Genomic DNA, 22,222 nt, shown 5'->3' with positions numbered 1-22,222 from the left:
ATGAGTGGGCTATTATTTTGCTGCTGATTTCTGGTGTGCGTGACTAGAACTCAATTCTTGTTTTTTATCCACAGTTTTTAACATTATCACCCTATTTAGTCACCTGATGATACTCTACTTGTTACACAGAGTTATCCACAGGAGGCATCTTTGTGTTTGCTTTTTTTGACTTATCATTCATAACAACAGTTCAAACTTAACTTATTGATTAATTAAAGTAATTAACCTAATTTAAAAATAACATGATCAACATCTATTCTCTGTTTGTTAGTTGATCAGCATAGTATTTTTATTTTATTCACAAGGAAATGAACGGTTTTTTTTACCAAAAATTTAGGTGGTTAATTATTAGGCGTCTCTAGGTAAGCCTTTGGTTATTGCTCGTATCAATCGTTTTTGTTGTGAGGTTTGCACCTCAATAGCGTTAGCATTCCGACGGATCATTTGTTGGCTTATCGCCCAGTGGATATGTTCATCCAAAACTTCGCTTAAGCCGAACCTTTTTTCCAATGCTAACACGATGTCGTCTTGATACGGGGCATTACCCAGGGCGACGGAAATGTTACGTAACCAGCGCAAATATCCAATACGGCGAATTGCCGAGCCTTCCGTGATACGCAGAAATTTTTCCTCGCTCCAATTGAATAGTTCTAGCAGGTCAGGGGTGTGCAGTGCGGCACGTGGGCTAAAGTCAGCTTCATCTGTTAATTGAGAAAAACGGTTCCAGGGGCAAATAAGCTGGCAATCATCGCAGCCATAAATCCGGTTACCCATCAGTGGGCGAAATTCTTCTGGGATGGCACCTTCTAATTCAATGGTCAGATAAGAGATGCAGCGTCGGGCATCAATGGTGTAAGGCTCAACAATGGCACCGGTTGGACAAGTTGTCATGCAGGCTACGCAGCGTCCGCATTGTTCCTCTTGTGGAATATCAATGGGCAGGGGAAGATTAATCAGTAATTCACCAAGGAAAAACCACGAGCCAGATTCACGATTTAATATAAGTGAGTGTTTACCAACCCAGCCAAGCCCCGCTTTTTCTGCCAGGGGACGTTCCATAATCGGAGCGGAATCGACAAAAGGTCGAAAATTCAAAGTTCCCTGATATTCATGAGTGCTGCAATATTCTTGGATCTTGTCGCCCAGCTTTTTGAGACGCTGACGCAGCAGCTTATGATAGTCTCGGCCCAACGAATAGCGGCTAATATAACCCATTTGTGGATTGTTAAGCGTACTGGCAAATGCTGCCTTAGCAGGCAGATAATTCATGCGTACACTGATAACCCGTAAAGTCCCTGGCAGAAGCTCGTGGGGACGGGCGCGCATCATGCCGTGACGAGCCATCCAGTCCATTTCGCCATGATATTGCTTATCAAGCCATTCCTGTAGCTTTGGTTCTTCTGCCGATAAATCGGTGTCACAAATGCCGACTTGCTGGAAGCCGAGGGAAAGGCCCCATTGTTTGATGTTGGTTGCCAAAAGATTCAGATCGAGGAGGGTTGCCATGAAATATCAAATTACTGCTGAAAGAGGAGGTTTAGCTTAACACAGCGGGAATTGAATACAAAAAATGCGGTATATAGTTGTTACGGTAGCACAGAAGAGACTAAATGATAATGTCTGAATTATGTTATGGTTACGGGTTAAGCTATTTAACTGATATGTCTACCTGATTAGTTTCTCATTCAATCAATCAAAACAGATATTTTTCAATGAAAGAACTCGTTTTATCACTTCCAAATGAAAATGCCACAGTTGCATTGGGTAATGCAGTGGCGGCAGTTGGCGATCGCGGCTATGTTATTTATCTATATGGCGATCTTGGTGCGGGAAAAACCACATTCAGCCGTGGTTTTCTGCAAGCTCTCGGCCATCAGGGGCATGTGAAGAGTCCGACTTATACGTTAGTCGAGCCTTATGCCTTACAACCACGGCCTGTCTACCATTTTGATCTTTACCGTCTGGCTGATCCTGAAGAGCTGGAATTTATGGGAATTCGGGATTATTTCCATCAGGACTCTATTTGTCTGGTGGAGTGGCCTCAACAGGGTACTGGCGTTTTGCCTGATGCAGATATTGAGTTGTACCTGAGTTATGACAGTGAAGGGCGCCAGGCACGTTTTGTTGCGTTATCTGAATATGGTGAAAGTCTGTTGGATAATTTGAAGTCCTTATGAAGGAATACCCGACCATGATGAATGCCTTTTTCGTGGATGTGATAAAAAAATGGCGAGCCTATTGGGTAATGGCCTGTGTTTTGTTTTTCATGTTAAGCCAGTTGGTTATGACGACAGCGTCGGCGGCTACGCTGTCGAATATTCATGTGAAGAATGCTCCAGCTGAGGCTGTAGTAACGCTGGAATTCGCTGGCGGGCATCCTGATTATCGGTTCTTTTCTTTGCATTCTCCTGAACGGTTGGTGGTAGACATTCGCCAATCCGGTAAAGTCATTGGATTACCGATGCTTTTATCCGGCCAGAATCTGGTAAAGCGGGTTCGCTCCAGCCAGCCACCTGATTCACATCATCAGCGGGTGGTGTTGGAGTTGGTACATAAGGCCACAGTGACCTCTACGGTGCAAAATGTCGGCAATAAATCGCAAGTGGTGATGACACTGAAAGCCCATGGAGTAGCGAAAAACTCACCTGTATCGAATCATCATGCCCTACAAAATGAAAGTAAGCGATTACTTACAAGTAATGCACAACTTACAGGAAAAGAGACTCAGCCAGCATCGAACCACCGTGAGCAAAGTGTGAAAAAGCAGTTTGCGCAAGGAAGAGTATCTCATCCGATTGTTGTTGCTATTGACGCGGGGCATGGAGGGCAAGATCCTGGAGCGATTGGGCAACGGGGGTTGAAAGAAAAAAATGTCACGATTAATGTTGCTCGTAAATTGGAAGTCCTTTTGCGTAACGATCCCATGTTCACGCCTGTGTTGACGCGAAATGGCGATTATTTTATCTCTGTGGCAGGACGCTCTGAAGTCGCCCGTAAACATAAAGCCAATATACTGGTATCAATTCATGCCGATGCCGCTCCCAACCGCAGTGCCAGAGGTGCTTCTGTCTGGGTGCTCTCCAACCGTCGTGCAAACAGTGAATTGGGGAATTGGTTGGAGCAGCATGAAAAACAATCGGAATTACTGGGCGGTGCCGGCGATGCTCTCGCCAATGGCACAGATCCGTATCTGAGTAAGGCCGTGCTGGATTTGCAATTTGGGCATTCACAGCGGGTTGGCTATGACGTTGCCATGCAGGTATTGAATCAGTTATCCAGAATTGGTTCCTTGCATAAACGTACACCAGAACATGCAAGCCTTGGTGTTTTGCGCTCGCCGGATATTCCGTCCATTTTAGTGGAAACCGGTTTTATCAGTAACGTATCTGAAGAAACGTTATTAGGCTCCAGTCAGTATCAGGAAAAACTGGCACAGGCTATTCATGCGGGATTACGTCACTATTTTCTGGCTAATCCATTGCAGTCTGCACCAAAGTAACCAAATATAGCCTATCAAGGCTCTGAACTGTAAGTAAGGTCACATTATGGCTATCAAGATATTACCCCCACAATTGGCAAACCAGATTGCTGCCGGTGAAGTGGTTGAACGCCCTTCTTCTGTAGTGAAAGAGTTAGTGGAAAATAGCCTTGATGCCGGTGCAACCCGTATTGATATTGATATTGAACGGGGTGGCGCAAAGCTTATCCGAATCCGCGATAATGGCTGTGGGATAGCCAAACAGGATTTGATGCTGGCACTGGCGCGCCATGCAACCAGTAAAATTGCTTCATTGGACGATTTGGAAGCGATTGTCAGCATGGGTTTCCGTGGGGAAGCCTTAGCGAGTATCAGCTCTGTTTCAAGGCTGACATTAACTTCCCGCCCTGAAAACCAGGCAGAAGCATGGCAATCTTATGCCGAAGGCCGTGATATGGATGTCACGGTAAAACCCGCTGCTCACCCTGTGGGAACAACGGTTGAAGTGTTGGATCTGTTTTATAACACCCCTGCTCGCCGCAAATTTCTGAGAACAGAAAAAACAGAATTTGGCCATATTGATGAAGTCGTGCGTCGGATAGCTTTGGCGCGGTTGGATGTCGCCATTAACCTCAATCACAATGGGAAATTAGTGCGCCAGTATCGTCCCGCTAAAGATGAATCTCAGCATGAACGGCGTCTGGCCGCCATTTGTGGTACTGCTTTTGTGCAACAGGCGCTGGCGTTGTCATGGCAGCATGATGCTTTGTCTATTAAGGGTTGGGTTGTAGATCCCGTGAATACGGCAGTAAGCGAGATCCAATATTGCTATGTGAATGGGCGTATGATGCGGGATCGCCTGATTAATCATGCAATTCGTCAAGCTTATCAGGATTTGATTAAGGGGGAGCAACAACCCGCTTATGTTTTGTATCTCGAAATCGATCCGCGTCGGGTGGATGTCAATGTACACCCAGCCAAACATGAAGTGCGTTTCCATCAGGCTCGCCTGGTACATGATTTTATTTATCAGGGGGTAGCTACGGTATTGAAACAACGCAGCACGGGAGATGAATTGGCGCTCGGCTGTCAGGAGAGTGCGACAAGGTGGGTGCCGGAGAATCGCCCTTCGGCGGGAGAAAACCATTTTACCCGTAAGCGTGTTGAGCAAGTGGATGAATCCTCTTCACGACGTCATGATCGTGGTACGCAACAAGTACAGCATGGGGAAAGCTACCAGAAAAAACAGGGGGAGTTGTACCAAAAAATGATGCAATTCTCCCCGGAAGAAAAACGCCCGTTATTTCCAGAGCGGGGTACGCGGGAAAGTGTATCGGTTTCTGCTACGCCTGTGCCAACGGGACAGGGGAAACATAGCTTTGGAAAAGTATTGTGTATCTATGCAGGTTGTTATGCTTTGATCGAATCCCCATTGGGAATTGGGCTGCTTTCCCTGCCCGTTGCTGAACGCTGGCTGAAACAGGCGCAACTCACCCCCGAGGAACAGGGGCTTAAATCCCAGCCGTTATTGATCCCGCTGAAACTGGCTCTCAATCAGTCAGAAATGAGTGTCTTAAAGCAGAATAGCGACTTATTAAAGACTTTTGGCATTGAATCGACAGTCGCACATGGAAAAGTAACCATTCATGCGGTATCGTTGCCTCTGCGTCAACAGAACCTGCCGAAACTCTTGCCGGAACTGTTGGGCTATCTTGGGGAACAGTCAGCCGCTTCTGTTGAGCAGCTTGCCAGTTGGCTTTCCCGTCACGTGGATAGCGAGCATGAAACGTGGAACATCGCGCAAGCTGTCCAGCTTTTGGCTGATGTCGAACGTCTTTGCCCTCAGCTGGTGAGATCACCGCCAGATGGGTTATTACAGTTAATTGATTTACAAGCAGTGGTGGCATTCCTTAATCATGAGTGATTTAAAAACTCAACATCTGCCGACAGCTATTTTTATCATGGGGCCGACGGCTTCAGGGAAAACAGCGTTATCGATCGCTTTGCGTCAGCATCTTCCGGTTGAATTAATCAGTGTCGATTCTGCCTTGATTTATCGTGGAATGGATATTGGGACAGCAAAACCCTCCGCAGAAGAGCAGGCACTGGCACCTCATCGTTTGATCGATATTCTTGATCCTTCAGCAGTCTATTCTGCTGCCGATTTTCGTCGTGATGCATTGCAAGAAATGGCAGAAATCACCGCAGCTGGGAGAATACCACTCCTGGTTGGTGGAACCATGCTATATTTCAAAGCATTGTTGGAAGGATTATCGCCTTTGCCTTCTGCAAATCCGGTGGTGAGGGAGCAGATTGAGCAGCAGGCAGCAGAGCTGGGATGGGACGCGTTACATCGACAATTACAGGAAATTGATCCCGTTTCTGCGGCAAGGATTCATCCTAATGATCCACAACGTCTTACTCGTGCACTGGAAGTTTTTCGAATTTCGGGTAAAACTCTAACTGAGTTGACTGAAACGTCTGGAGAAATATTGCCTTATCGAGTTCATCAATTTGCGATCGCGCCAGCAAGTCGTGAAATGTTGCATCAACGTATCGCAGCCCGTTTTGAACAAATGATCAAATCAGGGTTTGAAGATGAGGTCAAAGCGCTTTATGCTCGTAGTGATTTGCATACAGATTTACCCTCCATTCGTTGTGTTGGTTATCGTCAGATGTGGTCTTACCTTGCGGGCGAAATCTCTCATGATGAGATGGTTTATCGTGGTATCTGTGCGACACGCCAATTGGCGAAGCGTCAGATTACATGGCTCAGGAGTTGGGACAATGTGACTTGGTTGGATAGCGATCAACCTAAACAAAACCTAAACACAGTCATGCAGGTTATTAGTACATAAATTCATTGATTGTGTACAATTGATCAGTACCCATTATCAGTACAAAGTATCATTTTTGAGTAGTTACTTTTCGAACCAATCGGTTCTTAGTTAAAAACAACAAATAAGGAAAATATAGAATGGCTAAGGGGCAATCTTTGCAAGATCCATTCCTGAACGCTTTACGACGTGAAAGGGTCCCGGTTTCTATTTATTTGGTAAACGGCATCAAGTTGCAGGGTCAGATTGAATCTTTTGACCAATTTGTCATTTTACTGAAGAACACGGTTAGTCAGATGGTTTATAAACATGCCATCTCTACTGTTGTGCCTTCCCGTCCTGTGTCTCATCATGGTAACAACCAGAATGTACCAACTAGTGTTGGAAATTATCATGCGGGCACTAACTCGACAGTACAACAGGAAGGCGATGGCGCTGAATAAATCAGCAGCCGTGCCTGAAAATAAAAACATAGGTAGGGAGACTTTACCTATGTTTTTTCTTATTGGATTTTTACTCAGCCTGAGGGGTTGCACCGTTGTTTGATCGTTATGAAGGCGGAGAGTTAGCCGTTCTGGTGCATGTTTTCTTCTCACAGGAAAAAGATACGGAAAATCTCAGTGAATTCGAGTCATTGGTAACTTCCGCGGGTGTTTCTCCTGTGCAGATTGTAACGGGAAGCCGGAAGGCACCTCATCCGAAATATTTTGTCGGAGAGGGCAAGGCAGAGGAAATTGCTGAAGCTGTCAAAAACAGCGGTGCAGATGTGGTGTTGTTTAACCATGCCCTCAGCCCTGCTCAGGAACGTAATCTTGAACGCTTGTGCCAATGCCGTGTCGTTGACCGCACGGGGGTGATTCTGGATATTTTTGCCCAACGAGCAAGGACGCACGAAGGCAAGTTGCAAGTCGAATTGGCACAATTGCGTCATTTGTCCACCCGTCTGGTTCGAGGCTGGACTCACCTTGAACGCCAAAAAGGGGGGATCGGGCTGCGTGGACCTGGGGAAACCCAGTTGGAAAGTGACCGCCGTATGCTGCGTGACAAAATCAAACAGATTTTGGGACGCCTCAACAAAGTTGAAAAGCAGCGTGAACAGGGGCGCCAGGCACGTAATAAAGCCGATATCCCAACCGTCTCCCTTGTCGGTTACACCAATGCGGGGAAATCCAGTTTATTCAATAAAATTACTTCTGCCGACGTTTATGCGGCTGACCAGCTTTTTGCCACCTTGGATCCGACACTGCGTCGAATAGAAGTGGATGATGTTGGTACGGTTGTTTTGGCTGATACAGTCGGTTTTATTCGCCATTTACCCCATGATTTGGTGGCAGCGTTCAAGGCGACTTTGCAGGAAACTCGGCAGGCGAGATTATTGCTGCACGTGGTTGATGCGGCTGATCCTCGCTTCGATGAAAACATCATTGCTGTTGACAGTGTTCTTGAAGAGATTGAATCCAATGAGATCCCTTCGCTGATGGTGATGAATAAAATCGATATGTTAGAAGATTTTATTCCCCGTATTGATCGTGATGAAGAAAATCGGCCGGTCAGAGTCTGGTTATCTGCACAAACTGGCGCAGGTATTCCTCTGTTACTGCAAGCATTGACTGAGCGTCTTTCAGGTGAAATTGCGCACTATAAATTGCACCTTCCACCTGAAGCAGGACGTCTGCGTAGCCGTTTTTATCAGCTTCAGGCCATTGAGCGTGAGTGGCTGGAAGAGAATGGTCAGGTTGGTGTTGAAGTCAGGATGCCAATGGTCGATTGGCGTCGTCTGTGTAAACAAGAACCAAAATTACCCGACTATGTTGTCTGATTGATTGGCGCAAGACAACAAACAAGGTATCATTTTATCCGTCATTTCAAGGTGCTTATAGTTATGGAGTGGCAGAGATGAAATGGCGGTGATGAAATGACTGTGCCAGAATTGCAGTGACAGGTCAGCACTGTCAAAAGTTATCACCCAATAATATTGGTTGCTTACAAAAACGATGAAGTTTGTCGTTTCTGCCCATGGAGGCCGCTGCCAAACCTGTCAGGGACAGGCAACGGCCTGTGAAGTGGGAAGCCTCACCCATCTGGGTGGAGAGCAGTCACCTCTGAAAAACCAGTAAAAACTAGAAAGTGGAGCTAAAACATGGCGTGGAATCAGCCCGGTAATAACGGACAGGACCGCGACCCGTGGGGAAGCAGCAATAATAATGGCGGCAACTCCGGCGGCAACAATAAAGGTGGTCGTAACCGTGGGGCAACTGATCTCGACGATCTGTTCCGTAAGCTGAGTGAAAAACTCGGTGGTTTCGGTGGAAACAAAGGTGGAAATGGTTCTGGACAGAACCCTAAATTTGGCGGGCGTCTTATTGGTCTTGCCGTTGCTGCTGCAATTGCTGTTTGGGTTGTAAGTGGTTTCTATACGATTAAAGAAACAGAACGTGGCGTAGTAACTCGGTTTGGTAAATTTAATCATGTTGTACAGCCTGGTTTGAATTGGAAAATGACGTTCATCGATCATGTCAGGGCGGTTAACGTTGAATCTGTTCGCGATTTGGCAACAACGGGTGCCATGCTGACTTCAGATGAAAACGTGGTATTGGCAGAAATGAACGTTCAATATCGTGTTACCGATCCAGCGGCTTATCTTTTCAGTGTGACTAATCCTGATGATAGCTTGCGCCAAGCTACAGACAGCGCTGTGCGTGGTGTTGTTGGCAAATATTCGATGGAAACCAATCTGACGGAAGGGCGTACTATTGTCCGTAACGATACTCAAAAGGTACTGGAAGAGACCATCCGTCCATACAATATGGGTATTACTGTAGTCGATGTAAACTTCCAGGCTGCTCGTCCACCAGAAGAAGTTAAGGCTGCATTCGATGATGTGATCGCAGCGCGTGAACAGAAGCAGCAAACCATTCGTGAAGCTAAAGCTTACGAGAACGAAGTATTACCTAAAGCGAAAGGTGAAGCTCAGCGTATTATTGAGGATGCCAAAGCCTATAAAGTTAGCGCGGTATTGAATGCTAAGGGTGAAGTGGCCAGTTTTGCCAAAATCTTACCTGAATATAAGGCGGCTCCAGAAATTACGCGTGAACGTTTGTATATCGAGACGATGGAACGTGTGTTGAGCAATACACGTAAAGTCATTGCAAACGAGAAGAGTAACAACATGCTGTTATTGCCATTGGATCAAGCTGTGAAAGATCAGGCACACGCTCAGCAAAATACGTCCAGTAACACAGCAGTACAGAAGATGATTCGTCAGAATCAATCTGCGCCACAACGGGAATCTAGCACTTATGGTGGTAGCGATAACCTGCGCGGTGATACGGTCAGAATAGGGAGACCATAATCATGCGTAATTCATTTATTGTTGCGATTATTGCGGTATTGGTTGTTCTCTATTCATCAATCTTTACTGTCAAAGAAGGTGAACGTGGCATTGTGTTGCGTTTTAGTAAGGTCGTACGTGATGCAGAGAATAAACCGATCATTTATGAGCCGGGTCTGCATTTCAAAATACCGTTTGTGGAAACGGTTAAGACACTTGATGCCCGTATCCAAACTATGGATATCAAGGCAGACCGTTTCTTAACACGTGAAAATAAAGACCTGATCGTTGATTCTTACTTAAAGTGGCGCATTAATGATTTCAGTCGTTACTATCTGGCAACAGGTAACGGTGATATTAACCGAGCTGAAATGATGCTGAGACGTAAATTCAGTGACCGTTTGCGTTCTGAAATTGGTCGTCTTGATGTACGCGGTATTGTGACTGATTCTCGTGGTCGTTTAACTACCGATGTGCGTGATGCCCTGAATCGGGGAACCCACGAAGAAGATGATGCAACAGATGTCGATAATGCTATTGCCTCTGCTGCGGCCTTGGTAGAAAAAGAGACAAAAGGCAAGCAACCAGCCATTAATCCAAACAGCATGGCTGCGTTAGGTATTGAAGTTGTTGACGTTCGTATCAAACAGATCAACTTGCCACAGGAAATTTCAGAAGCTATTTACCAGCGTATGCGTGCTGATCGTGAAGCCGAAGCGCGTCTCCTGCGTTCAGAAGGTTCGGAAGAAGCAGAAAAAATCCGGGCTGCTGCTGATAAAACAGCAACTGAAATCAGGGCAGAAGCGCAGAGCGAAGCATTGGTATTACGTGGTGAAGGTGATGCGGAAGCCACTAAACTATTCGCGGATGCGTTCAATCAAGATCCTGAATTCTATGCGTTTATCCGTAGCTTGCGTGCTTACGAGAAGAGCTTCAAGAATAACGGTAATGATGTAATGGTACTGAGTCCAGATACTGACTTCTTCCGTTATATGAAAGCCCCTGCGAAGTAATATTCTCTTAACTTACTGTAAGCCACTGTAAAAAAATGACAGTGGCTTTTTTATAACCCGCTATAATTACTAATTATTTACTTATCAGCCCATTTATATAATGAAACGAAATAACAAGAAGTAATAAAAAATACTGAAAGGTGCTAAATGAGATGGTAGAATCCATTTTTAAGCAACCGAGTGAACTTTTGAAATGGGTAAGAACGTTGTCGTATTGGGCACCCAATGGGGTGACGAGGGCAAGGGTAAAATCGTCGACTTGCTGACTGAACGAGCTAAATATGTAGTTCGTTATCAAGGGGGCCACAACGCGGGCCATACACTAGTCATCAACGGTGAAAAAACCGTTCTCCACTTAATCCCGTCCGGGATCTTACGTGAAAATGTCATTAGCATTATCGCAAATGGCGTCGTTTTAGCACCAGATGCTTTGATGAAAGAGATGAAAGCGCTTGAATCACGTGGGGTTCCTGTACGTGAGCGCCTGCTTATTTCTGAAGCTTGTCCGCTGATCCTGCCTTACCATGTTGCATTGGATAACGCCCGCGAAAAAGCGCGTGGAGCCAAGGCGATTGGTACAACAGGTCGTGGTATTGGTCCTGCGTACGAAGACAAAGTTGCACGTCGTGGCTTGCGTGTGGGTGATCTGTTTGATAAAGAAGCTTTCGCTGTCAAACTGAAAGAAATCATCGACTACCACAACTTCCAGTTAGTTAACTATTACAACGAACCTGCCGTCGATTACCAGAAAACCTTAGATGACATTTTGGCGGTTGCCGATATCCTGACGGGCATGGTAGTTGACGTTTCTGACTTGCTGTACAAAGCAACCCAGAAAGGTGAATTGGTCATGTTTGAAGGTGCGCAGGGGACTTTGCTGGATATCGACCACGGTACTTATCCTTATGTGACTTCTTCTAACACCACGGCGGGTGGCGTTGCAACGGGTTCTGGCCTGGGTCCACGTTATGTTGATTATGTACTGGGTATCATCAAGGCTTACTCTACCCGTGTAGGGGCCGGTCCATTCCCAACTGAACTGTTTGATGAAACAGGTGAATACCTGCGTCAGAAAGGTCAGGAGTTTGGTGCGACTACAGGTCGTAGCCGTCGTACTGGCTGGTTGGATATCGTTGCTATTCGTCGCGCGATCCAAATCAACTCTCTGTCTGGCTTCTGCATGACTAAACTGGATGTGCTGGATGGCTTGAAAGAAGTGAAAATCTGCGTTGGTTATCGCCTGCCTGATGGCACAGTCATTGACACAACGCCACTGGCTGCCGAAAACTGGGAAGGGCTTGAAGCCGTCTATGAAACCCTGCCTGGCTGGGATGAAAGCACTTTTGGCGTGAAAGATCACAGCCAATTGCCACAAGCAGCATTGAACTACATCAAACGTGTAGAAGAGCTGACAGGCGTTCCTGTTGATATTATTTCTACAGGCCCAGATCGTGCGGAAACGATGATCCTGCGTGATCCCTTTGATGCTTAATCGATAAATTCATCTTTTATGCGCACATGGCCGGGCTTATTGCCCGGTTTTTGTTTTTTCCCGTTTTGCTTAATTTTTAAAATACCCACATAATGATGATTAACTAACGAAAACCAACAAACATACATTTTTTGGTGCCAAATAAGCTCCGTTATATTCAGTCTCTCAGAGGTGAGTGTGCAGTTAACCAGTTTTACCGATTATGGATTACGTGCCTTGATTTATATGGCCTCGTTACCAGAGGGCCAAATGACGAGTATTACAGAAGTCACTGAAGTTTATGGTGTTTCGCGTAACCATATGGTAAAAATCATCAATCAACTGAGTCACTTAGGATTAGTGAATGCTGTCAGGGGAAAAAATGGCGGCATTAGTTTAGGGAAACCTGCCAACGAGATCAAAATTGGTGATGTGGTTCGTTCATTAGAACCTTTGTCATTGGTTAACTGTAGTGCCTGTCAAATCACGCCTGCATGTCGCTTAAAGTCGGTCTTGAATCAAGCGGTAGAAAATTTTTTGGAAGAGTTGGATAAACATACTGTGGCCGACATGGTCAATGACAATCGTCCCCTTTATCAATTACTTTTGGTTAAGTGAAGCAAGGGGATAAACAGCTTGCTGATGACAATAGAGGAATGATGATGTCAAAAGATCCTTTTCAGGAACGAGAGGCTGCAAAATACGAATCTCCTATCCCAAGCCGTGAATACATCTTGGATATCATTTCTAAACACGCCACGCCGGTAAGCCGTCAGGAATTAGCACAGGAACTTCAGTTAACCACTCCAGATGCACAGGAAGCACTGCGCCGCCGTTTGCGGGCAATGGAGCGTGACGGACAGTTGGTTTTTACCCGCCGGCAATGTTATGCATTACCAGAGCGGCTGGATTTATTGAAAGGCACGGTGATTGGACACCGCGATGGTTATGGTTTTCTGCGTGCGGAAGGGCACAAAGAAGACTATTACCTGCCAGCCGATCAGATGAAAATGGCGATCCACGGTGATGTGGTACTGGCACAGCCCTTGCGACCAGACAGAAAAGGCCGCGTTGAAGTGCGTATCGTGCGGGTTTTGGAACCCAAGAGTAGCCAGATTGTTGGCCGGTATTTTATGGATGCTGGCATGGGATTTTTCGTCCCAGATGATAGCCGTCTCTGTTTCGATATCTTGATCCCGAAAGAAGTCACTTGTGGGGCAAGAATGGGTAATGTTGTGGTGGTTGAATTGACAAATCGCCCGACTCGCCGGACTAAAGCCATTGGCAAAATTGTTGAAGTGCTGGGCGAGACGATGGGAACGAACATGGCGGTTGAGATCGCACTGCGTACCCATGAAATTCCCCATAGCTGGCCGCCGATGGTAGAAAAACAGATTGCGGGTTTGGCTGAGCATGTACCGGAATCGGCCAAGCAAGACCGGGTAGATTTACGGGCCTTGCCGCTAGTGACAATCGACGGTGAAGATGCACGAGACTTCGATGATGCGGTGTATTGCGAAAGAAAACGGGGTGGCGGTTGGCGGTTGTGGGTAGCGATTGCTGATGTCAGCTACTATGTTCGTCCGCAAACTGCTTTGGATATGGAAGCACGCAGCCGCGGTAACTCGGTTTACTTCCCATCCCAGGTTGTCCCTATGCTGCCGGAAGTGCTATCTAATGGCTTGTGCTCCCTCAATCCAGAAGTTGATCGCCTATGTATGGTGTGTGAAATGACTGTTTCCGCCCAAGGCAAGCTCTCTTCCTACAAGTTTTATGAAGCGGTGATGAATTCACACGCTCGTTTGACCTATACCAAAGTCTGGAAGATTTTGCAGGGTGATCAAGAACTACGTGAGCACTACAAGCCACTGGTGCAACATATTGAGCATCTGCATGAGCTTTATCAGGCACTGGAACATGCGCGTGAACAGCGTGGCGCTATTTCGTTTGAATCGGAAGAAGCCAAGTTTATCTTTAATGCAGAACGTCGCATTGAACGTATAGAACCCGTTGTACGTAACGATGCACATAAGCTTATTGAAGAGTGTATGATCTTGGCGAACATTGCCGCCGCTCGCTTTGTTGAAAAACACCATGAGCCTGCGTTATACCGCATCCATGATCGACCAAAAGAAGAGAGTATCCTGAACCTGCGTTCAGTCTTCAATGAATTGGGATTGAGCTTGTTGGGGGGCCTGACGCCAGAACCGAAAGATTATGCGCAATTGATGAAACAAGTTGCGGATCGGCCCGATCACGAGTTACTACAAACGATGCTGTTGCGTTCTATGAAGCAAGCGATCTATGAGCCGGAGAATCGCGGGCATTTTGGTCTGGCATTACGCTCTTATTCTCACTTCACTTCGCCAATCCGCCGCTACCCTGATCTGGCTCTGCATCGTGCGATTAAGTACTTATTGGCACAAGAAAAAGGTGCTATTGAGCAGAACGGGACGCCAACAGGAGGTTGGCACAACGACATGGAGCAGATGCTGCAATTGGGTGACCACTGTTCCATGACCGAGCGCCGTGCTGACGAAGCGACAAGGGATGTGGCTGACTGGTTAAAATGTGATTTCATGCAAGATCAAGTGGGTAATGTTTTCACTGGATTGATTACCAGCGTGACAGGTTTCGGTTTCTTTGTTCGCTTAAATGATCTGTTTATTGACGGCTTGGTACATGTTTCAACGTTGGATAATGATTATTATCGATATGATAACGTCGGCCAGCGTTTGATTGGTGAGTCTTCTGGAACAACTTATCGCCTCGGTGATGAAGTCGAGATTCGGGTGGAAGCGGTTCATATGGATGAACGTAATATTGATTTCACCCTACTTTCAACAACCCGTAAAGCGCGTAATCAAGGGAAGACAGCCCGCAATAAGGCGAAAAAAGGTACGCCAGAGCGTAAAAATAGTAAAAAAGGTCGTGATCATAAAAAATCAGCCAATTTTGAGCCAGATAACGCCTTTCGTAAAAAGAAAAGTGCGGAAAAGTTTACAGAGCCTAAGTCAGGCAAAAAGAAAAAACCGTCAAGCAAGACTAAAAAAATTGCGGCAAAACTGAAAGCGAAGCGTGCGAAAAAAAGCGCGAGCTAATCGCGAGTAAAATGAATCCATACAATCATCAAACAGGGCGGGTTCGGCCGCCCACTATTTTCGGTATCTTAACGATATCAGTGAGTCAGGTATCAGTCAGTCATGAGTGAAATTATCTACGGTATCCATGCCGTTAAAGCCTTGCTGGAGCGCGATCCACAACGTTTCATGGAAGTTTATGTGTTGAAAGGGCGTGAAGATCGCCGTTTAACCCCATTATTGCAAGAGTTGGAAAGTATCGGTATCGCGGTACAAATTGCCAACCGTCAATGGTTGGACTCCCAAACAGAAGGTGCCGTCCATCAGGGGATCATTGCACGAGTCAAGCCAGGACGTCAGTATCAGGAAAATGATCTGCCGGAATTGTTATCTCGGCTAGAGCGTCCATTTCTGCTGGTATTGGATGGTGTCACCGATCCGCATAATCTGGGAGCTTGCTTGCGTACCGCGGATGCTGCGGGAGTTGATGCCGTTATTGTTCCTCGTGATCGTTCTGCACAATTGAATGCCACCGCCAAAAAAGTGGCCTGTGGTGCGGCAGAAAGTGTACCGCTGATCCGAGTGACTAACCTTGCGCGGACATTGCGCTTACTGCAAGAACACAATATCTGGATTGTCGGCACTGCCGGTGAAGCCACGCATGATTTATACGCAAGCAAGTTGACGGGACCGATGGCGCTGGTGATGGGCGCGGAAGGTGAAGGTATGCGTCGATTGACTCGCGAACATTGTGATGAATTAATCAGTATTCCCATGGCGGGTTCCGTCTCTTCTTTAAACGTATCGGTTGCGACAGGGGTATGCTTGTTTGAAATCGTGCGCCAGAGAAGTGCCCGATAATTCTTTATTGAGTTTTTTGTATTGTACGGGTATAGTGACGCGTCGATTTTTCAGCCGTACTAAACACGTTCCTTGCCTCCATGGGCCACGGCTGACCCTGACAGGAGGCTGAATAATCCGTAAGGAGCAATGCTAATGCGTCATTACGAAATCGTTTTTATGGTCCATCCTGACCAAAGCGAACAGGTTCCGGGCATGATCGAGCGTTACAGTGCGACTATCACTAACGCGCAAGGTCAGATTCACCGTCTGGAAGACTGGGGTCGTCGTCAACTGGCTTACCCAATCAACAAACTGCACAAGGCTCACTACGTTCTGATGAACGTTGAAGCGCCACAAGAAGCGATTGATGAGCTGGAAACTAACTTCCGCTTCAACGACGCCGTTATCCGTAGCATGGTTATGCGCGTTAAGCACGCAATAACTGAAGCATCACCAATGGTTAAGGCTAAAGACGAACGTCGCAGCCGTGATCTGGTCTTGGAAGAAGACCTGGTTGATGATGCTGATGAAGCTGGGGATTCTGAAGAGTAATTACCGTGACAACCAATCGTTTGGTGCTCACAGGCACAGTGTGCAAAGCACCGATACGAAGAGTCAGTCCATCTGGGATTCCGCATTGTCAGTTTGTGCTTGAACATCGTTCACAGCAACAGGAAGCCGGATTCAGCAGGCAATCATGGTGCAGAATGCCCGTTATTGCCAGCGGACAGTTGTTACAGGAATATACTCACAGTATAACGGTCGGCAGTCGAATAATGGTTTCAGGATTCATTAATTCCCATTATGGGCGCAATGGTCTTAGCAAACTGGTTCTACATGCCGAGCAGATTGAATTGATAGATTCTGGAGACTAGCCAAATGGCACGTTATTTCCGTCGTCGCAAGTTCTGCCGCTTCACCGCGGAAGGCGTACAAGAGATCGATTATAAAGATATTGCTACGCTGAAAAACTACATTACCGAAAGCGGTAAAATTGTACCAAGCCGTATTACCGGCACTCGTGCAAAATACCAGCGCCAGCTCGCTCGTGCTATCAAGCGTGCGCGCTACCTGTCTCTGTTGCCTTACACTGATCGTCATCAGTAATAGGCTCAGTCCATTAACGACTTTGAGAGGATAAGGTAATGCAAATTATTCTGCTTGATAAAGTAGCGAACCTGGGTAGCCTGGGTGACCAAGTTAACGTTAAAGCGGGTTATGCCCGTAACTTCTTAGTACCACAGGGCAAAGCTGTTCCTGCAACTAAGAAAAACATCGAATTCTTCGAAGCTCGTCGTGCTGAATTGGAAGCTAAACTGGCTGACGTTCTGGCAGCAGCACAAGCTCGTGCAGAGAAAATCAGTGCGCTGGGTTCTGTCACTATCGCTTCTAAAGCGGGTGACGAAGGTAAACTGTTCGGTTCTATCGGTACTCGTGATATCGCTGATGCAGTGACTGCAGCTGGCGTTGAAGTATCTAAGAGCGAAGTTCGCCTGTCTAACGGCGTTCTGCGTACTGTTGGTGAACACGAAGTTCACTTCCAGGTACACAGCGATGTATTTGCACAGTTGAACGTTAACATCGTTCCAGAAGCTTAATCGTTGATTAGCTGAAGAACATGTGACAAAAAACGCTGGCATTGCCGGCGTTTTTTGTTTTTACCCACTTTCCCGCGTTTACCCATCCAGACAGTGCTGTTATGCTTGAGCTTTCACTCATTTAATAACAGGTACTTTCATGACAAAACCTTCTTTTGAGTCTATTGAAGCGCGCGCAAGTTACGGTATTGGTTTGCAGGTTGGACAACAATTACAGGAATCCGGTTTACAAGGGTTAGAACCAGAAGCCCTGTTGGCAGGGCTGTGTGATGCGTTGGAAAGCCGTTCTCCTGCTATTCCGGTAGAAGAACTACATCGTGCGTTACGTGAGATACATGAACGTGCTGATAGCGTTCGCCGTGAACGTCAGCAGGCGATGGCAGAAGAAGGCAAAAAATTCCTGGCAGAAAATATTCAGCGTGAAGGCGTCAGCAGCACAGAGTCTGGTCTGCAATTTTCTGTTCTGGCACAAGGTGATGGCGCTATCCCTGCCCGTACTGACCGTGTTCGTGTTCACTATACAGGCCGCCTGATCGATGGCACGGTATTTGATAGTTCAGTGCAGCGCGGTACGCCAGCAGAATTCCCTGTTAGCGGCGTGATCCCAGGTTGGATTGAGGCATTGACCTTGATGCCAGTTGGTTCCAAATGGGAACTCTATATTCCACATAATCTGGCTTATGGTGAGCGTGGCGCTGGAGCATCCATCCCGCCTTATAGCACGCTGATCTTTGAAGTGGAATTATTGGAAATTCTGTAACTTATTGAATAGCCGGTTAACCGGCTATTTTTTAGCTGAGTTTGGAATGATGGATGAATAAAATATTCGCCATTCCGGTAAAAAATGCGTTAAAAATGGTACTTCAAGTGGTATAGCCAAACAACAAACGCAGAGGTGTATGATGCTACAACAGATCTGCCAATTAGCACGAGAAGCAGGCGCAGCGATCATGGAGGTTTATCTGGCTGAACAGCCGCTGCAAGTAAAGCATAAAATGGATGATTCACCTGTTACTGCTGCGGATATTGCAGCTCATCAGATCATTAAAGCGGGATTGTTACGCATTGCACCTGATATTCCGTTGTTATCAGAAGAAGATCCACCAGCATGGGAAGAGCGGAAAAATTGGCAGCGTTATTGGCTGGTTGATCCATTGGATGGCACGAAAGAGTTTATTCGCCGCAATGGTGAATTTACCGTTAATATCGCATTGGTAGAAAATGGTGTGCCTGTGATGGGAGTTGTCTATGTTCCGGTACAGAATATCTTATATTCAGGGCAAGGGCGGCAGGCATGGAAAGAAACCAATGGTCAGAGCCTTCCCATTAAAGTTATGCCGGCAAAGCCACCCGTGGTGGTAGTCAGTCGTTCTCACAAGGACGACGAGGAGTTGCAAGACTATCTTTCCCAGCTAGGAGTGCACGACACACTTGAGGTAGGTTCTTCACTTAAGTTCTGCATGGTGGCAGAGGGAAAAGCTCAACTTTACCCACGCTTTGGGCCAACCAACATCTGGGATACGGGAGCTGGCCATGCCATTGCTATTGCTGCGGGGGCATATGTGACGGATTGGGAAGGGAAAACACTCGATTACACGCCGCGTGAATCTTTTCTTAATCCAGGATTCAGGGTCAGAGTTTTTTAATACGAAAGCGATAATGTGAAGGTGATAATGGCTCACAATATGGGAGAACCATTATCACTGTACGGTATTGAATCGGCTATTTTTGCAATTCTTCTTTAATTAGGCTGATAACGTGTGTAATGTCTTCGTGACTTAATTTGCCATCTTTGACGAATTTCACCTTACCATTTTTATCCAGTACAATGATTGCCGAACTTTTGGGTTCCAGTCCCCAAGCCTTTTTAACCAGCCCGTGACTATCGACAATAAATTGTGACCACGGGAACTGTTTTTTACTGTCTTCGATGCTATTGCGAACAAAAACACCAGTGCCAAAAATAGCCTCATCGGTATTCACGATGCTGGTGGTTTGGTATTTATCCTTGGGTAAATCCGCATCCTTCAATGCCTGAATCAAGGGATCATTCATCTCTTTTGCGGAACTACGACCGGCAATATGCTGGATCGTTCTGACTTTTCCCGTAAGTTCAGAACTGCTCCAATTTTGGTAGTTGAACTTACCATCGTTTAGCAACAGCTCACCTTTATCTGTCACACTGACAGCGGGAACAGGTTGTTCTAAGGTGATGTTATGGGCGAACGCAAATATTGACGTGATACTCAATATTGCAGATAACACGATTTTAATTAAGATATTGTTTTTTAACATGTTTATTCCTTATTTGTCATGGTGTGGCATGTTATCAGGGAATGACATATTCAGCATAGCGCTTGTTAACTGGTCTGTCCTCAATAAAATAAACAATTTGATAACATTTAGAGTGATGTATAAGTAAACAAGAGGATGATGTAATATAATGCTCATTAATATCATTATGTTATATCAAAATAGTGATTGAATCTGAATGTTGGGGGAACAAATTTCCATATACGTAGTCTATACAGTTGGCATAACAGTGACGCATTGACTCGTTATGTAATGAATAAATGTTATGCAGTAGTCATAAAATCATATCGTAAGAAGCATGGGAGGAAAAAACAGAGATGAAAATCTTTCGCCATTATAACCCATTGAAAATTGCTCTCTACGTGAAAACCCTATTCCGCGGGCGGTTATATATTAAGGACATGGGCGCTTTTGAATTTAATTATGGAAAGATTTTACCCCCAAAAATCAAAGATAAACGCCATTTCCATGTAATGAGTGAAGTTAATCAGCAAGTATTGCGCTTACAGACCGAAATAGGGTGATTGTTTGTAACTGCTCATCGACTAATGACAATGTAATAAGATCAATATGATACATCGCATTAGTATAATAAACGGCCTTACGGCCGTTTTTTGATCGTGAGTTATTTATACTGTTGCGGTCATTACAGAAATTCCCACATTGCGGTTTAGTTGGTGTAATGCCAATTCGACGGTTTCAATTTTTGATGAATGCTCAACATCAAGTAATCGATCGATTTGTGCGGGTTTTTGTCCCATTTTTCTGGCTAATTCAGCTTTGCGTGTGCCAGTTTCTATCATGGCATTATGCAAAGCGGCTTTCATTGCTACCAGCACAGGTACATTAACAACGTATTCACCATCAAGTGGAGCACTACCCAGAGGAATAGGGCGGCGTTCCTCAATTTCTATTGCTATAGCTGTTACCACACCTTCAACAGCCTCCAAAAGAGCCTCATCAATAGAGTCACCCACTGAGTTCATCAGGGGTAAGTCACGGCATGATACGACGTAAGCTCCTGTCGATTTATCATGCTCTAATTTAACTGGGTAATGGAATATGGACATTTGACTACCTTTGTTTGATTTTTCGGCTAAAATTACCAAAATATATTGATATTAATTTTTTATTTTGAAGCTCATAGTCCCAGATCCTTTAATATCTTCTTGCGGAGCGGCTCTGGCATTTCTTTGGAACCGTGATCAGGAAAAACTGAACGCCGGCCATTCAAACTAACTTTTTGGTGACTGCCACCGCCAGACGCTTTTTTGAATGCAGCTCCCTGTTGTAGTAACCATCGCTTAAACTCACTGTACTTCATTTGTTCTCCTGAACCAACGTTATAATTATAACGTATACGTTAAATAAATTAACAATAAAGTGAAAAAGAAAAACAAAAATGTTTATTTTAAGGATGGGATGCCGATTTTTCCAGAATTACGGTCAGTGTCATAAAAACTAATTTGGCTGAGTAGTAAATTCGAATCTACGACGGGTTCTTTGGCAGTTAACCCAATAGTCATACCATTGGGCTAACTCAATCAGCTAATTCCTAAGTGTTGGTGGGAAGCAGATACCAGTACCTCCCAGGCCACAATACCCTTCGGGGTTTTTGTGGAGGTATTGCTGGTGATAATCCTCGGCAAAGTAGAATGGCCCAGCTTCACGAATTTCCGTTGTGATGGTACGTTGGTCGTTATTTTGCGTCAGCGCTTGTTGGTATTGGTCACGGCTGGCAATGGCCTGTTCATACTGTTGTGGTGAAACCGTGTACAGGGCGGAACGGTACTGAGTACCAATATCGCCATGTTGACGCATACCTTGGGCGGGATCGTGATTTTCCCAGAACAGAGTGAGTAATTGCGAATAGGTAATTTGGGTTGGATCAAATACGATCCTGACCACTTCTGCGTGACCTGTTAAACCAGTGCACACTTCTTCATAAGTGGGGTTTGGCGTAGTACCGCCGCTGTAACCGACGGAAGTGGTGTAGATGCCTGCCTGCTGCCAAAAAAGGCGTTCCACGCCCCAAAAACATCCCATTCCTACATAGGCAATTTCCATATTTTCAGGAATGTTCTCTATCGCATGCTGTGTGATGACATGGTAGGGTGATACGGTTAATGGAGTGGTTCTACCCGGTATGGCATCTGGTGAAGAAACAGGTTGTCTTTCATTGGTTGAATTTGGCAAGATTCCCTCCTGTATATTCAAAGTCTTATGGTTATATGTTGCTTGTATATTGTTAAAACTTT

The 22,222-nt window shown here is 45.7% G+C and carries 25 protein-coding genes; 20 read left to right on the top strand and 5 right to left on the bottom strand.

What is annotated here, in order from left to right:
• Positions 1–348 precede the first annotated feature (348 nt).
• The gene (gene queG / locus WDV75_RS20170; RefSeq protein WP_273559284.1) at positions 349–1,506 is read right to left on the bottom strand and encodes a tRNA epoxyqueuosine(34) reductase QueG; all 1,158 of its coding nucleotides are present in this window, start codon (positions 1,504–1,506) and stop codon (positions 349–351) included.
• Positions 1,507–1,712: 206 nt separating this feature from the next.
• On the opposite strand from queG, the gene tsaE reads away from it, so the two are divergent.
• From tsaE to cysQ, 19 genes are all read left to right on the top strand, one after another.
• A complete protein-coding gene (gene tsaE, locus WDV75_RS20165) occupies positions 1,713–2,177 on the top strand; it encodes a tRNA (adenosine(37)-N6)-threonylcarbamoyltransferase complex ATPase subunit type 1 TsaE (protein ID WP_273559282.1) in 465 nt (154 codons plus the stop codon).
• A 14-nt stretch (positions 2,178–2,191) separates the two neighbouring features.
• Positions 2,192–3,499: an N-acetylmuramoyl-L-alanine amidase AmiB gene (gene amiB / locus WDV75_RS20160; protein WP_420497514.1), complete on the top strand. Its 1,308-nt coding sequence runs from the start codon at positions 2,192–2,194 to the stop codon at positions 3,497–3,499.
• A 46-nt stretch (positions 3,500–3,545) separates the two neighbouring features.
• Positions 3,546–5,402, top strand: a complete 1,857-nt coding sequence (gene mutL / locus WDV75_RS20155; protein WP_273559280.1) for a DNA mismatch repair endonuclease MutL — start codon at positions 3,546–3,548, stop codon at positions 5,400–5,402.
• Positions 5,395–6,336 carry a tRNA (adenosine(37)-N6)-dimethylallyltransferase MiaA gene (gene miaA, locus WDV75_RS20150; protein ID WP_189758642.1) on the top strand — a complete coding sequence of 314 codons (942 nt, stop codon included), beginning with the start codon at positions 5,395–5,397 and terminating at the stop codon, positions 6,334–6,336. The genes mutL and miaA overlap by 8 nt, the downstream gene beginning before the upstream one ends.
• Before the next feature lie 119 nt (positions 6,337–6,455).
• Complete coding sequence (hfq, locus tag WDV75_RS20145) at positions 6,456–6,758, top strand: RNA chaperone Hfq (RefSeq protein ID WP_189758643.1); 303 nt, start codon at positions 6,456–6,458, stop codon at positions 6,756–6,758.
• A gap of 95 nt (positions 6,759–6,853) precedes the next feature.
• Complete coding sequence (gene hflX / locus WDV75_RS20140; protein WP_189758644.1) at positions 6,854–8,134, top strand: ribosome rescue GTPase HflX; 1,281 nt, start codon at positions 6,854–6,856, stop codon at positions 8,132–8,134.
• A 175-nt stretch (positions 8,135–8,309) separates the two neighbouring features.
• Complete coding sequence (locus tag WDV75_RS20135) at positions 8,310–8,432, top strand: hypothetical protein (protein ID WP_262985587.1); 123 nt, start codon at positions 8,310–8,312, stop codon at positions 8,430–8,432.
• Between the two features lie 23 nt (positions 8,433–8,455).
• Positions 8,456–9,667: an FtsH protease activity modulator HflK gene (gene hflK / locus WDV75_RS20130; RefSeq protein ID WP_273559275.1), complete on the top strand. Its 1,212-nt coding sequence runs from the start codon at positions 8,456–8,458 to the stop codon at positions 9,665–9,667.
• 2 nt (positions 9,668–9,669) lie between these two features.
• Positions 9,670–10,659: a protease modulator HflC gene (hflC, locus tag WDV75_RS20125; RefSeq protein WP_273559273.1), complete on the top strand. Its 990-nt coding sequence runs from the start codon at positions 9,670–9,672 to the stop codon at positions 10,657–10,659.
• 193 nt (positions 10,660–10,852) lie between these two features.
• Complete coding sequence (locus WDV75_RS20120; protein ID WP_273559271.1) at positions 10,853–12,151, top strand: adenylosuccinate synthase; 1,299 nt, start codon at positions 10,853–10,855, stop codon at positions 12,149–12,151.
• A gap of 177 nt (positions 12,152–12,328) precedes the next feature.
• Complete coding sequence (gene nsrR / locus WDV75_RS20115) at positions 12,329–12,748, top strand: nitric oxide-sensing transcriptional repressor NsrR (RefSeq protein WP_273559269.1); 420 nt, start codon at positions 12,329–12,331, stop codon at positions 12,746–12,748.
• Between the two features lie 44 nt (positions 12,749–12,792).
• The gene (gene rnr / locus WDV75_RS20110; protein WP_273559268.1) at positions 12,793–15,231 is read left to right on the top strand and encodes a ribonuclease R; all 2,439 of its coding nucleotides are present in this window, start codon (positions 12,793–12,795) and stop codon (positions 15,229–15,231) included.
• Between the two features lie 102 nt (positions 15,232–15,333).
• Complete coding sequence (gene rlmB / locus WDV75_RS20105) at positions 15,334–16,071, top strand: 23S rRNA (guanosine(2251)-2'-O)-methyltransferase RlmB (protein WP_273559267.1); 738 nt, start codon at positions 15,334–15,336, stop codon at positions 16,069–16,071.
• A 135-nt stretch (positions 16,072–16,206) separates the two neighbouring features.
• Entirely contained in the window at positions 16,207–16,605 is a 399-nt protein-coding gene (gene rpsF, locus WDV75_RS20100; RefSeq protein ID WP_189758651.1) for a 30S ribosomal protein S6, read from the top strand.
• Positions 16,606–16,610: 5 nt separating this feature from the next.
• Positions 16,611–16,928 (top strand): primosomal replication protein N, encoded by a 318-nt coding sequence (priB, locus tag WDV75_RS20095; RefSeq protein ID WP_189758652.1) that lies wholly within the window; start codon positions 16,611–16,613, stop codon positions 16,926–16,928.
• Between the two features lie 4 nt (positions 16,929–16,932).
• Positions 16,933–17,160, top strand: a complete 228-nt coding sequence (gene rpsR / locus WDV75_RS20090; RefSeq protein WP_000135199.1) for a 30S ribosomal protein S18 — start codon at positions 16,933–16,935, stop codon at positions 17,158–17,160.
• Positions 17,161–17,198: 38 nt separating this feature from the next.
• Positions 17,199–17,651 (top strand): 50S ribosomal protein L9, encoded by a 453-nt coding sequence (gene rplI, locus WDV75_RS20085; RefSeq protein WP_189758653.1) that lies wholly within the window; start codon positions 17,199–17,201, stop codon positions 17,649–17,651.
• Between the two features lie 139 nt (positions 17,652–17,790).
• The gene (locus WDV75_RS20080) at positions 17,791–18,411 is read left to right on the top strand and encodes a peptidylprolyl isomerase (RefSeq protein ID WP_273559264.1); all 621 of its coding nucleotides are present in this window, start codon (positions 17,791–17,793) and stop codon (positions 18,409–18,411) included.
• Positions 18,412–18,553: 142 nt separating this feature from the next.
• Positions 18,554–19,297, top strand: a complete 744-nt coding sequence (cysQ, locus tag WDV75_RS20075; RefSeq protein ID WP_273559302.1) for a 3'(2'),5'-bisphosphate nucleotidase CysQ — start codon at positions 18,554–18,556, stop codon at positions 19,295–19,297.
• 76 nt (positions 19,298–19,373) lie between these two features.
• Here cysQ and WDV75_RS20070 read toward each other — a convergent pair whose 3' ends face one another.
• Entirely contained in the window at positions 19,374–19,946 is a 573-nt protein-coding gene (locus WDV75_RS20070; protein ID WP_273559262.1) for a YtfJ family protein, read from the bottom strand.
• A 335-nt stretch (positions 19,947–20,281) separates the two neighbouring features.
• On the opposite strand from WDV75_RS20070, the gene WDV75_RS20065 reads away from it, so the two are divergent.
• Positions 20,282–20,488, top strand: coding sequence for a DUF1107 domain-containing protein (locus WDV75_RS20065; RefSeq protein ID WP_273559261.1), 207 nt, complete (start codon positions 20,282–20,284; stop codon positions 20,486–20,488).
• Positions 20,489–20,593: 105 nt separating this feature from the next.
• Here WDV75_RS20065 and WDV75_RS20060 read toward each other — a convergent pair whose 3' ends face one another.
• From WDV75_RS20060 to msrA, 3 genes are all read right to left on the bottom strand, one after another.
• The gene (locus tag WDV75_RS20060) at positions 20,594–21,034 is read right to left on the bottom strand and encodes a type II toxin-antitoxin system HicB family antitoxin (protein ID WP_273559258.1); all 441 of its coding nucleotides are present in this window, start codon (positions 21,032–21,034) and stop codon (positions 20,594–20,596) included.
• A 71-nt stretch (positions 21,035–21,105) separates the two neighbouring features.
• Positions 21,106–21,288: a type II toxin-antitoxin system HicA family toxin gene (locus WDV75_RS20055; RefSeq protein ID WP_273559257.1), complete on the bottom strand. Its 183-nt coding sequence runs from the start codon at positions 21,286–21,288 to the stop codon at positions 21,106–21,108.
• Positions 21,289–21,512: 224 nt separating this feature from the next.
• A complete protein-coding gene (gene msrA, locus WDV75_RS20050; protein WP_273559255.1) occupies positions 21,513–22,160 on the bottom strand; it encodes a peptide-methionine (S)-S-oxide reductase MsrA in 648 nt (215 codons plus the stop codon).
• Positions 22,161–22,222: the final 62 nt, after the last annotated feature.

The sequence above is a fragment of the Xenorhabdus griffiniae genome (genome assembly GCF_037265215.1).
Classification (GTDB): Bacteria; Pseudomonadota; Gammaproteobacteria; order Enterobacterales; family Enterobacteriaceae; genus Xenorhabdus; species Xenorhabdus griffiniae.
Note: the sequence above shows the minus strand (reverse complement) of the source record. Positions and strands in the feature narration are given on the sequence as shown.